The 12,111-nt window shown below is 72.3% G+C and carries 10 protein-coding genes and 1 pseudogene; 9 read left to right on the forward strand and 2 right to left on the reverse strand.

The features are described 5' to 3' along the window. The first annotated feature begins 271 nt into the window (after positions 1 to 271). From V2W30_RS00935 to V2W30_RS00960, 6 genes are all read left to right on the forward strand, one after another. A complete protein-coding gene (locus tag V2W30_RS00935) occupies positions 272 to 1,159 on the forward strand; it encodes an ABC transporter ATP-binding protein (protein ID WP_338692782.1) in 888 nt (295 codons plus the stop codon). Next, a complete protein-coding gene (locus tag V2W30_RS00940) occupies positions 1,156 to 2,052 on the forward strand; it encodes an ABC transporter ATP-binding protein (protein WP_338692784.1) in 897 nt (298 codons plus the stop codon). Before V2W30_RS00935 ends, V2W30_RS00940 begins: the two co-directional genes overlap by 4 nt. Continuing rightward, complete coding sequence (locus tag V2W30_RS00945; protein ID WP_338692785.1) at positions 2,049 to 2,936, forward strand: branched-chain amino acid ABC transporter permease; 888 nt, start codon at positions 2,049 to 2,051, stop codon at positions 2,934 to 2,936. Before V2W30_RS00940 ends, V2W30_RS00945 begins: the two co-directional genes overlap by 4 nt. Continuing rightward, complete coding sequence (locus V2W30_RS00950) at positions 2,929 to 4,149, forward strand: branched-chain amino acid ABC transporter permease (RefSeq protein ID WP_425244462.1); 1,221 nt, start codon at positions 2,929 to 2,931, stop codon at positions 4,147 to 4,149. The genes V2W30_RS00945 and V2W30_RS00950 overlap by 8 nt, the downstream gene beginning before the upstream one ends. After that, positions 4,146 to 5,402 carry an ABC transporter substrate-binding protein gene (locus V2W30_RS00955; RefSeq protein ID WP_338692787.1) on the forward strand — a complete coding sequence of 419 codons (1,257 nt, stop codon included), beginning with the start codon at positions 4,146 to 4,148 and terminating at the stop codon, positions 5,400 to 5,402. The genes V2W30_RS00950 and V2W30_RS00955 overlap by 4 nt, the downstream gene beginning before the upstream one ends. Before the next feature lie 324 nt (positions 5,403 to 5,726). Then, entirely contained in the window at positions 5,727 to 6,410 is a 684-nt protein-coding gene (locus V2W30_RS00960; RefSeq protein WP_338692789.1) for a lipase, read from the forward strand. 91 nt (positions 6,411 to 6,501) lie between these two features. On the opposite strand, the gene V2W30_RS00965 is transcribed toward V2W30_RS00960, so the two are convergent. Then, positions 6,502 to 7,779 (reverse strand): helix-turn-helix domain-containing protein, encoded by a 1,278-nt coding sequence (locus V2W30_RS00965; RefSeq protein ID WP_338692790.1) that lies wholly within the window; start codon positions 7,777 to 7,779, stop codon positions 6,502 to 6,504. Between the two features lie 488 nt (positions 7,780 to 8,267). Between V2W30_RS00965 and V2W30_RS00970 the strand changes: the two genes are divergently transcribed. The 3 genes and pseudogenes from V2W30_RS00970 to V2W30_RS00980 all read left to right on the forward strand — a co-directional run. Continuing rightward, entirely contained in the window at positions 8,268 to 8,489 is a 222-nt protein-coding gene (locus V2W30_RS00970; RefSeq protein ID WP_338692792.1) for a hypothetical protein, read from the forward strand. After that, positions 8,486 to 10,039, forward strand: coding sequence for a sodium:solute symporter family transporter (locus V2W30_RS00975; protein WP_338692794.1), 1,554 nt, complete (start codon positions 8,486 to 8,488; stop codon positions 10,037 to 10,039). Before V2W30_RS00970 ends, V2W30_RS00975 begins: the two co-directional genes overlap by 4 nt. A gap of 294 nt (positions 10,040 to 10,333) precedes the next feature. After that, a pseudogene (locus V2W30_RS00980) lies at positions 10,334 to 10,603 on the forward strand (TetR/AcrR family transcriptional regulator); the annotation flags it as partial. A gap of 198 nt (positions 10,604 to 10,801) precedes the next feature. On the opposite strand, the gene V2W30_RS00985 reads toward V2W30_RS00980, so the two are convergent. Further along, the gene (locus tag V2W30_RS00985) at positions 10,802 to 12,034 is read right to left on the reverse strand and encodes an MFS transporter (protein ID WP_338692795.1); all 1,233 of its coding nucleotides are present in this window, start codon (positions 12,032 to 12,034) and stop codon (positions 10,802 to 10,804) included. Positions 12,035 to 12,111 lie beyond the last annotated feature (77 nt).

Raw genomic sequence — 12,111 nt, forward strand, 5'->3', positions numbered from 1 at the left:
CACGTTCATGGCCGGCGCCCACATACCCGCTGGTCACCCGTGGACTACGGGCAACGGCGATCTCCATAATCCAGCCACCGACCGGCTCCCAGCCGGTGGCCCACCCGACGGCGTCCGGCCGACATGTCCCTGACGTCGTACGGAACCGGTACGGCTTCCATGCCTCCCCCTCGCCCTCCCTCACCGCGTCACCGCGGCGCGCCGGTCCACCGCCGGAAACGCCCTTGCCTCCCCGATCCGGGGTCCTGCCCCTCGTCGAAAGCGTGCGCTCATGAACGCCTCACCACCGCCCATCCCTCCCCCGGCCGCGCTGGAGGTCGACGACCTCACCGTGGTGTACGGGGGCTCCGTACTCGCTCTGGACGGCGTCTCCCTGCGCGTCCCCGACGGCGCCGTCGTCGCCCTGCTGGGGGCCAACGGCGCGGGCAAGTCGACGCTGCTGCGGGCGATATCCGGCACGCTGTCGCTCCACGGCGGCTCCGTCCGACGCGGCACGGTCGCCTTCGACGGCGTGCCGTCGACCGGCCGGTCGGCGGCCGACGTCGTCGCCGCGGGCATCGTCCACGTACCCGAGGGGCGGCGCGTCTTCACCGCGCTGTCGGTGGAGGAGAACCTGCGCGCCGGGCAGTTGGGACCGGGCCGGCACGGCCGGGGCGCGTACCGCGAGTCCCTGGAGCAGGTCCACTCCCTCTTCCCCGTCCTGGCCGAGCGCAGACGGCAAGCGGCCGGGCTGCTCTCCGGCGGCGAGCAGCAGATGCTGGCGCTCGGCCGGGCCCTGATGTCGCGTCCCCGGATGCTGCTCCTGGACGAGCCGTCGCTCGGGCTCGCCCCGCAGATGGTCGAGCAGATCGCGGGCATCGTGCGGCGGATCCACGAGCAGGGCGTGGGTGTCCTGCTCGTGGAGCAGAACGCCGCGCTCGCGCTCCAACTCGCCGACGAGGCGTACGTCCTGGAGGTCGGCCGGGTCGGACTGTCCGGCACGTCCGAGGAGCTGTCCCGCTCGGACGAGGTCCGGCGGCTCTACCTAGGTGAGCGCCGGGACCAGGACAGCGACGGACGCGGTAGCAGAGACAGCGACGGGGAGGGTGGCGGCGGACCGGAGGCGGCGGCAGGGCTGGTCACCGCGGGGCCCCGGACGCTGAGCAGGTGGGTCGGATGAGCCGCCTCTCTTCCCTCCCCTTCCGGCTCCCGTCCCGCTCCGCCGGGCGCGCGCCGGTCACCAGGCCGACGACGCCGGACGTTCCCGCCCTGATCGTCGAAGACGTCACCGTACGGTTCGCCGGTCTCACCGCGCTCGACGGCGTCGGCTTCACCGTCGCGCCCGGCTCCGTCCACGCCCTCATCGGCCCCAACGGCGCGGGCAAGTCCACCACGTTCAACGTGCTGTCCGGCATCTACGGGGTGAGCGAGGGCAGCGTGCGGTTCGGTGAGGCCGAGCTGACCGCGCTCGCGCCGCACCGCATCGCCGCCCTCGGCGTGGCACGGACCTTCCAGAACATCGTTCTCACCGCAGGCACGGTCACCGACAACCTGATGCTGAGCCGGCACACCCTCACCCGGGCGGGCTTCGCCGCGACGGCCCTGCGTCTGCCCGGCGCCGTCCGCGAGCAGCGACGGCACCTCGAACGGGTGCGGGAGATCGGGACGTTCGTAGGACTCGGCGCCTCCCTCGACACACCGGTCGCCCTGCTCTCGTACGGCGATCGCAAGCGCGTCGAACTGGCACGCGCCCTGTGCATGGAGCCGAGGCTTCTGCTGCTCGACGAGCCGGTGGCGGGGATGAACACCGCCGAGCGCGTCGGCATGGCACGGACCATCACCGACATCAGGGACGCCCTCGGCATCTCGATCCTGATCGTCGAGCACGACATGGGGATGGTCATGCGGCTCGCCGACGAGGTGACCGTGCTGGATTTCGGGCGCCGGATAGGCGGCGGCGCCCCGGAGCGGGTGCAACGCGACCCGGCCGTCGTGCGGGCCTATCTCGGCACCGCCGGTGACAGCGCCGACGACGGAACAGCCGCCGAACCGGCCTCGGAGGAGACCCCGTGAACACCCTGCTGCAGACCGGCTTCGACGGACTGGCCCTGGGGTCCGTGTACGCGCTGATCGCCCTCGGCTTCAACCTCGTGCACAAGGCCTCGCACGTTGTGAACTTCGCCCACGGCTCCCTGCTGTTGCTCGGGGGCTATCTGGTGACGGTGCTGCACGCGTCCCTCGGGTTCGTCGCCGCGGTGGCCGTCGCCGCGGCCGGCACCGGAGCGGCCGCGATGCTGGAGGCGCTGCTCCTGCGTCGGATGCGCCGGTCGGGGCCGGCCGTGCCGACGATCCTCACCATCGGCGTGGACATCCTGCTGCTGACCGAACTCGCCCGACGCATCGGCGGCGACGTCCTGCGCTCCGGCGATCCCTGGGGCGCGGCGGTGGTCTCCTTCGGCGGCATCACCGTGCCTCAGAGCCGGATCGCCTGCCTCGTGGTGGCCCTCCTGCTGGTCGGCGTCTTCGTCGCCGCCTTCCGCTGGTCCCGCTGGGGTCTCGCGATGCGTGCGATGTCCCTCGACGAGGAGGCGGCGGCGCTGATGGGCGTACGTGGGGGCCGGCTCCGGCTGAGCGCGTGGGCCCTGGCGGGGCTGATGGCCACGGTCGCCGCCGTGTTCCTGACCGCCTTCCCCACCCCCGGCCTCGACCGGACCACGGGCCACATCGCGCTCGCCGCGTTCCCGGCCGCCGTCCTCGGCGGGCTCGGGTCCGTCGGCGGCGCGCTGCTCGGCAGCCTGGTCGTGGGCATGGCCGAGGCCGCGGCGGTCGGCTACCAGCAGCACCTCGACCTGCTGGGCGGCGGCCTCGGCGACATCGTCCCGTACCTGGTGATGGTCCTGGTCCTGATGGCCAGACCGCAGGGCCTGCTCGGATCCAAGGAGCGCACACGTGTCTGACCCACAGTCCTCCACTCCCGCCCTCGCCTCCCTGTCCGCGGAGCGGCCCGCGGGCGTCCTGGCCCGCCTGCGGTCCGCCCCCGGCAGACCCGTGGCGGCCGTGGGGCTGGTCCTGCTGCTGGTCCCGCCGTTCTACCTCGACGCGTTCTGGCTGCAGACCGGTCTGTTCGCGATGGCGGCGGTGATCGCGGCGCTGGGCCTGAGCCTGCTGTCCGGTACGGCGGGCCAACTCTCCCTCGGCCACGCCTTCTTCCTGGCGGTGGGCGCGTACGGATACACGTGGTGCGCGGACGCCCCGCACACCGGCGACGGCCACGACCTCACCGGTCTGTCCCTGCCACCGTCACTCGCCTTCCTGGCCGCGGTCCTGCTCGCGGGGGCCGCGGGGGCGGTCTTCAGCCCCCTCTCGGGAAGGCTGCGCAGCATGTACTTGGGCGTGGCGACGCTGGCCCTGGTCTTCGTCGGACAGCACGTGCTGGTGAACGCCACCCCGGTCACCGGTGGCTTCAACGGACGTTCGGTGCCGCCGATGGAGTTCTTCGGACTCTCGCTGGCGGACACCGCCGACGGCTTCAGCGTGTTCGGCGTCCCGTTCGGCGGACTGGAACGGCTCTGGTACTTCGGTCTGGTGCTGGTGGTCGCCGCCTACCTGGCGGCGCGGAACCTGCTGCTCGGCCGGCCCGGCCGGGCGATGGGCGCGCTGCGTGACAGCGAGGTCGCCGCGGCCGTGATGGGTGTGCCGGCCAGCCGCTTCCGCGCCGCGGCGTTCACCGTCTCCTCCATGTACGCCGGTGCGGGCGGGGCCCTGCTGGCCCTGGCGTACCAGCGCATCGTGCCGGACACCTTCGGACTCTCCCTCTCCATGGACTTCCTGGCGATGCTCGTGATCGGTGGTCTCGGCTCGGTCGCCGGTGCGGCCGCGGGCGCGGTGTTCGTCACCGTGCTGCCGCAGTTGCTCACCCATTACGCGGACGCCCTGCCGCTCGTGGTCGCGCCGGGGTCCACGGAGCCGGGTCTGGGATCGGTGGACGCGGCCCGCTACCTGTACGGCGCCGCCCTCGTCCTCACCTTGCTGTTCTTCCCCGGCGGGCTGGCCTCCCTGTCCCGCCCCTCCCTGCCGAGGGCCCTCCGGAGTCTCCGGGCGAGCGTCCTCCCCCAGTCCCCCGCCGCGAAGACCGCCGGCGGGACCACCCTCAAGGAGCCCACCTCATGAACCGCACGCACCTCGGAACCGCCGCCGTAGCCGTCTCGCTCGTCCTGACACTGGCCGGTTGCAGCGGCAAGACCGGCTCCTCCGCGGACGGCACGAACGCCGGTGGCGTCAAGACGGGACCCGGCGTGACCGCCGACGCCATCAGAGTCGGCATCATCACCGACCTCACGGGCCCGGCGGCGCCCCTCGGCAAGCCCTCCCTCCAGGCGACGCAGCTCTACGTCGACCAGGTCAACGCGGCGGGCGGGGTGTGCGGCCGCAAGCTGAAGCTCGTCGTCCGCGACCACGGTTTCGACGTGCAGAAGGCGGTCGCCGCCTACGCCGAGGTCCAGCCGCAGGTCGCGGCGCTGGGCTCGCTGCTGGGCTCCGCCCAGACGGCGGCGCTGCTCGACTCCATCGAGCGCGACGGCCTCGTGACCATGGTCGGCGGCAACGCGGCCTCCAGCCTCGGGCACCAGCACATCCAGGTGATGAGCACGACCTACGACCTCGACATGATCAACGGCGTCGACTGGCTGGTGCGGACGCAGGGGCTCAAGTCCGGTGACGAGATCGGCCTGGTGCACCAGCCGGGCGAGTACGGCGAGAACGCGGCCGAGGGCGTGCGGTTCGCGGCGAAGAAGGCCGGCCTCGACCTCGTCGTACGGACCGTCAAGCCCACCGAGACCGACATGACCGCGCAGGTGACCGCGCTCGGCGCCGCGAAGGTCAAGGCGATCGTCTTCGCCGGCACCCCCGGCCAGACCGCCTCGCTGGTCGGTGTGGCCGCCGCGACCGGGCTGAAGGTGCCGGTCCTGGCGCACGCCGCCGCCTACGTACCCCAGTTGCTCGCCACCCCGGCGAAGCCCGCCCTGGAGAAGATGCTCTACGTCACGGGCGGCGTGCCCGCGCTCAGCAGTGACCTGCCCGGGGTGAAGAAGCTCGTCAAGGACTACCGGGCGAAGTACCCGAAGGAGGAGCTGAACGTCGGCGTCCAGGTCGGCACGACCAACGGCGCGGTGCTCGTCGAGGCGCTCAAGGCCGCCTGCGAGGCCAAGGACCTCAGCCGGGCGGGCATCACGGCCGGTCTGCGCACCCTCAAGCGCTTCGACAAGGGCATGGGCAGCGTGCTGGACTTCTCCGACCCGGCGAAGTCGCCCAGCCGCAAGAGCTACGTCCTGCGGCCCGCGGCAGGCGTGCCGGGCGGTCTGAAGACCGTCCAGGACGCCACCGAGGTCCCGGCCGTCGCCGAGTACCTGGCCGCGCGCGACTGATCCGGAACTCTCCCCGCTCTCAGACACGCGCACCGAGGCCGACGGCCCCGCACGGCTCGACGCCGCGCGGGGCCGTTCTCGTGTCGTCAAGGGGCGGGGCGACAGTGCGGTCGGCGGCGGGGGTGTGCCCGCGAACACGCTTCGTCCGGACCGCCGCCGACCGGTGTCCGAGCCCTGGTGGGAGCGGCTCCGGCGCTCCTAGCCTCCAGCCACGGCACCGCGCCCCGACCCGACGGACGGGGATCCCGGCGTGCCGCGCACCGGGCAGTGGCCCGCTCACCGCCCTGTGCCCCTCCCCCTTCCTCACCTGAGGAGAGCCGCCCCATGCGAAGAATCCTCACCTCGGTCACAGCAGCCGTCCTGACGGTCGTCTGCACCCTGGCCGCCCTGTTCCTGCCGGCCGCGCCCGCGCAGGCCGCCGCCCACGACCCCGTGCTGTTCGTCCACGGTATCTACCTCGACGGGCCTCTCACCTGGACCGACATGATCGCCGACTTCGAGCGGGAGGGCTGGGACCCCGGCTCGCTGCAGATGATGAACTACAACACCTGGCAGAGCCTGGAGGAGAGCGCGGCCGAGGTCGTCGACGAGGTCGCCGTGCTGCGGGCGAGGACCGGCGCGGCCAAGGTCGACATCGTCACCCACTCCATGGGTGCGCCGGTGGTCCGCTGGTACCTGAAGTTCCTCGGGGGCACGCAGTACGTCGACGACTTCGTCTCGATCGCCGGCGCCAACCACGGTGGCCTGGGGGTGGAGGGCTGCGCCATCCAGCCGGCGTGCCAGGACCTCGCCGTGTACAGCCCGTTCATGCGGGCCCTGAACTCCGGTGACGAGACGCCGGGGCCGACGACGTACACCGCCGTGTGGTCCAGCTGCGACGAGCTCATCAACCCGGACGTGAGCGCGATGCTGGACGGCGCGCGCACCATCTGGGCGGGCTGCGTCGGCCACGTGGCGATGGCTTCATGGCCGCCCAACTTCGACCGGGCCCAGAACGCGGTCGCGTGACCCCTGGTGCCCGGCGCCCCCACGGCGCCGGGCACCCTCACGGTGACGGTGCCCGGCATGCTCACCGGCGCGGTGGCGCCCCGCTGCCTCGTCAGGCGGCGCCGTTGAGTCGGTACGCGTCGAGGGCCAGCGCCAGGTCGATGAGGTCCCGGGGGTGGTCCAGGCGGCGCCCGGTGAGCCGCTCCAGCCGGCGCAGCCGGTTCAGCACGGTGTTGCGATGGCAGTACAGCAGGGTGCCTGCCTGCCCGGCGGACCCCTGGCAGTCCAACCACACCTCCAGGGTCTCCATCAGAATCCGCCGGTCCGTCGCCTCCAAGGCCATCACCTCGCCGAGGGTGCGGGTGATGAGCTCCCCCGCGAGGTCGGGCCGCGACAGGACGAATCCGGCGGACATGCGGTCCTCCAGGGCGGCCAGTTCGCCGTCCCGCGTGCAGGTGCCGAGGGCGAGTTCCGCGAGTTCGCGGGCCCGGCGCAGCCCGGCCAGACCGTCCACGACCGGGCTCAGGCCGCCCCGGACACCGGCCCCCACGGGCACGGCTTCGCGCAGCTGTTCCACCGGCCGGTCCCGCAGCAGCGCGACCACCACCTGTCCGTCGGCGTAGGGGCACCAGTTGAGCTGGAGGCCGCCGACCTCCTGCCGGACGGGGGCCTCGGCGGGCCGTTCCGCCGCCGCTCCGCCGAGCCGGACGACGGCGTACCGGCCGACGAGCGGCAGTTCCAGGATGACCGCGGCACCCGACAGGTCCACCGGGTCGCTGTGACCGCGGAGCAGCGCCTTCAGAGCGGGCAGCAGTTTGCGCGCGTCGTCGCGGGTGAGCCCGACCGTGCGTTCCCGGTGCGCCTCCTTGAGGAGGTTCATGTCCCGTTCGACCCAGCGCCAGAAGTCGTTCGCCGCGTACACGAGCAGTTGCGCGTCCTCCGGGCTTTCCTCCATGACGGCCTCGACGAGGCCGTCCCAGATCACCGAGGCGCCGATCCGGTACGCCTGCGTGACCGCGAGGAGGGGAATGCCCTGGGCCGCCCTCTTGCGTCCCACCGCCCAGGCCCGTTCGCCGGATTCGGCGAACCGCTCGGGGTGGGCGAGTGAACCGACGGCGACCTCCAGTGCCACGTGCGTCGAGTGGGCGACCTCCGGTGGGGCGAGCAGCGGACTCGAGTAATGGACGATCTCGGCCCGCAGCCGTGCCAGGGACCGGTCGACGAGAGTGGAGAGCCGGCCCAGCAGGGCGGTGGCGGCTCGCTGGAGCACGGCGTCGACCTGGGGCGGGTCGCTGACGGCCGACTCCGGCACGGGCGGCCGGGCGCCGTCGGCGGGCGACGCGGGTCTGGCGGGGGCGGCGCCGATCGTTCCGTATCGCGATGCCTCCAAGGTCCCCTCCACTGCTCACGGCTGCCGGCTCTCAGGTGCTGGCATTGTTGGGCATGGCACGGACAAAGACCAGGGCTGATCACGGGCCGGACCGCCCCGGTGGAGAAGCCTTCGGGCAGGCAGCGCGGGAACTACCCGGGCCGGGTGTGAGCCCGCACAGTCCACGCGCCGGAAATCTGTGTCCCGACACTCGATGGACCCGGCGCGTGCCGGACGGCGTCCGCGCGCTGGACGTGCCGCGGGGCCGCCGCCATGCTGCCCTGGTCGCCGGTGACCACGCACCTTGACCAGGGCGGGCGGGGCGGCCCCCACATCGTCCGCGCGACGGAGACACCGCACAGCGTGTCGCCGCGGCCGCCCCCTTTCCTGACCTTCCGGGCCACGTCCGTGCCCGGCCCCTGACGAACTTCCGTGGAGCCTTCGTGAATTCGCCGCACCGCCCCCTACGAACCGGCCGTCCGCGCCCGCAGCACCGCCACGCCTGGGGTGTGGTGACGGGCTACCTCGCGTACGTCGTGATCTCGGCCTTCTTCCCCGGCCTGATGAGGACGCGGGTCGTGGGTCATCTGAGCACCGGCCTGTGCCTGATGGCCGCGCTGGTGGCGGCCATGCTCGTCGCGTCGGTCCGCTCGGGGCACCACGAGGATCGCCTCGGGTCCCCGGACACCGAACGCCTCGATGTGACGGGCAGTCAGGAGCTGTGGTCATGAGCGTGGGTGACTCGCAGGCGAGCACGGTGGTCGGGGTCCTCGTCTTCATGGCCCTCTGCGGCCTGCTCTGTGTGGTGACCAACTCGGGCTCCGAGGACGGTGGCGACGGCCCCGAGGGCGACGCGGCGCGCAGCGGGCTGAAGCCGTGGCAGCAGGGCCTCGCGATCAGCGGTACGGGCATGTCCTCGGTCAGCCTGATGGCGATCACGGGGATGGTGGCGGTCACCGGGCACGACGGCATGATGCTGCTCCTGGGCATGGTGCTGAGCATGGTCCTGCTGGCCATGGTGCTCGCCGAGCCGCTGCGCCGGGCCGGTCGGCGGACGATCGGCGACGCGGTGGCGCACCGGCTGCCCGGCCCTTCGGTCCGGGTCGGCCTCGCCCTGGTGACGCTCCTGGTGTGCCTGTGCTTCCTGGTCCTCCAACTGTCCGCGGTCGGAGCGATGACCGCGCGTGTCCTCGGCTTGTCGGGCCCCGGCGCCAGGACGGCGTGCGTCGTGATCGTCGGGGTCCTCATGGTGTCGCTCGCCGTGACGGGCGGTCTGCGCGGCACCGCGCTGGTGCAGATCGTGAAGGTCGTCGTCCTGCTGCTCGTGTACGCGGCCCTGGCCCTCGTCGTCCTGCGCCGGTTCTCGTGGGACCCGGACCGGCTGCTGGCGGCCGCTGTGGACAGGAGCGGATTCGGGGAGGCGCTGCTCGGCTCCGGTGTGCAGTACGGCTCCGACGCCGTCGGTGTCCTGAACCAGCTCGGCACCGCGCTCGCGCTTCCGCTCGGCATCGCCTGTCTGCCCCAGGTCACGATGCGTGTCCTGGGCGTGCGGCGTGCGCAGGAGACCCGGCCGGCGATGCGCTGGGCGGTCGGCCAGATGCTGGTGATCTCGGCGCTGTTGGCGGTGGTCGGCTTCGGCGCCGCCGCGGTGGTCGGCGGGGCCGGCCTCGCGGGCGCCGATCCCACGGCCGGCGCGGCCCTGTCGCTCGCCGCCGCGCTGGACGGGGGTGGCCTGCTCCTGTCGGCGGTGGCCTGCGCCGTCTTCCTGGCCGCGCTGGCGACGGTGGCGGATGTCGTCCTGGCCGGTGCGCGCACGGTCGCCCACGACCTGTACGCCCATGCCCTGCACGACGGTGACGTACGTCCTGGAGCGGTCTCCGCTCTGGCCCGCTGGACGGCTCCGGTCATCGGTGCGGTCGCCATGATTCTCGCCGTACTAGCGGGCGAGTGGCCGCTGTTGGTGCTGTCCACCGTGGCGGCGACCCTGGCAGCCTCAGCCCTCGCACCGGTCCTTGTCTACTCCCTGCTGTGGCCGCGCTTCACGGCCCGGGGAGCCTTGTGGTGCCTGTACGGGTCCACCCTGCTGAGCCTCGGCCTGACCGCCGTGTCCCCGATGGTCTCGGGCGCCCCGACCGCCGTCTTCCCTCAACTGGACTTCCACCTCACGGCGTTGACGGCGCCCGGCGTGATCACCGTGCCGGTCGGCTTCGCCCTGGGCTGGCTCGGCTCCCTCCTCAGCCGCCCGGACCGCCATCCGACGCATCGACTCCGGCACACGTAGGGGGAGGGTGCGGGGCCCCTGCCGTAGGTCGAGGACCCGCACCGCTGGAAAGGCAGCCGACTTGTACACGAGCCGCTTGCCGAGGGCTCTGCCGCAAGCGGCTCACGATCGATGCGTACGAGAGGCACGGGGAACTGCGGCGGGTGAGAGGCCGTCACGGTGTGAGGCAGAGCCAGGTGCCGTGGCCGGCGACGCACAGCGTGCCGGTGAGGCCGGCGTCGTCGCGGGCGTGCCCGATGGCCTCGCGGCCTTCGGCTCATCCCTCGCGGTCGACCGTCGGAAGAGCGTGAGTCCATGACCGTGCCGAGCGGACGCCGTGAGCGCAAAAAGGCCATGACCCGCCAGAAGATCGCCGACACCGCCCTGCGGCTCTTCCTGGAGCGTGGGTATGACGCGGTAGGCATCCGCGACGTGGCAGCCGAGGCCGACGTGGCCGTCACCACGCTCTTCTCCCACTTCGCCTCCAAAGAGGCCTTGGTGTTCGAGCAGGACGAGGACTTCGAGCAACGCCTCACACGGGCAGTCACCGACCGGGCGCCTCACGAACCGCTCATCCCCGATCTGGCGCATCATCGAGGCCGCCTGGGAGTCCACCTCCTCCGCGAAACCGGCCCGCACCTGACCACGTAAGCCCGCGGCCATCAGGCCCGGTGAACGCGCTCGCCACACCGCGCCGCGGGTCCCACCTACAACCATCAACCGCGGGACGCGGCAGACCCTCACGCAGGGCGCCCTCGCCGGCCAGGGCTTCGCGACCGTCGGTCACCGCCCGACGTGCCCCGCCCCCTCACGGCTCACTCGTGCTCGCTGAGCCCCGAGCCGACGGACGTACGCGCCGTCGCGGGGAAACCTCCCGCCCATCGCCCAGACGGCCAGTGCACAGACCGCGAATCCCGCCCCGAGGAGACTGGAACCCGCCCAGCCGTGGACAGCGAAGATGGCCGTGGTCGCGGTGGCCCCAAGGGCGGAGCCCAGCGAGTAGAAGACCATGTAGGCGCCGATGACGCTGCTGGTGCGTTCCGGATGCGCGGTGGTGAGCAGGTGCTGGTTGCTGACGTGGACGGCCTGGACCGCGAAGTCGAGGGCCACGATGCCGACGATGAGAAACCCCAGCGCCGAGGGGAGTTGCGCGATCGCCGCCCACGAGAGGACGAGCAGGACAAGCGCGAGACCGGCGACCTGAGTCGTCCGTCCCGCATCCGCCCACCGTCCCGCGCGTGCGGCGCCGAGGGCGCCTGCGAGCCCCGCGATGCCGAACAGTCCGACCTGACTTTCGCTCAGGTACCACGGCGCGCTCGTGAGCGGCAGGGACAGGCCGCTCCACAGCGTTCCGAAGGAGGCGAACAAGAAGAACGCGATGAGTCCCCGCGTCAGCAACAGGCGCTGGCCGAAGAGCTGGCCGAGGGAAGCGACGGCCTGCCGGTACCCCGCAGGCCGGCCGGGACGTTCCTCCGACGGCAGGGCGGCGAGAACGAGAGCCGCGAGCCCGAGCGAGAGCTCCGCCAGTACGACGTAGACGCTCCGCCAGCCCCACACATGGGCAAGTGCGCCGGTGACGACGCGCGCGCCCAGGATGCCGACGACCACACCTGAGGTCACGAAGCCGATGTTCCGCCCGCGTTCGGCAGGCGGCGAGACGGATGCGGCGTACGCGACCGTGGTCTGTACGACGACCGCGAACATCCCGGCTGTCGCGAGCCCCGCGAACGCCATCCACGCGGCTGACGCCGCGGCCGTGAGCGTCATGCCCGCCGCGGTGACGGCCAGGTGCGCGGCGATGAGCCGGCGCCTGCGGGCAACGACATCGCCGAGCGGCACGAGCAGTACCAGCCCTGCCAGGTAGCCGAACTGACCGATCGCCACGATCCACCCCGTGTGCGCTGTCGACACACCGAGATCCCGTCCCATCGGCTCCAGTACCGGCTGCGCGGCATAGATGCCGGCCACGGCAAGGCCGCACACCGCCGCGAGCAGCAGTCGCCGCCATACGTCCATCGCGCCCCAACCCCAATCAGTAGCGAATTGCAACCGTTTCGACGTTAGGGCATGCTGGTTTCAATTCGCAACTCATT

It is taken from the genome of Streptomyces sp. Q6 (assembly GCF_036967205.1).
Taxonomy (GTDB): Bacteria; Actinomycetota; Actinomycetes; order Streptomycetales; family Streptomycetaceae; genus Streptomyces; species Streptomyces citrinus.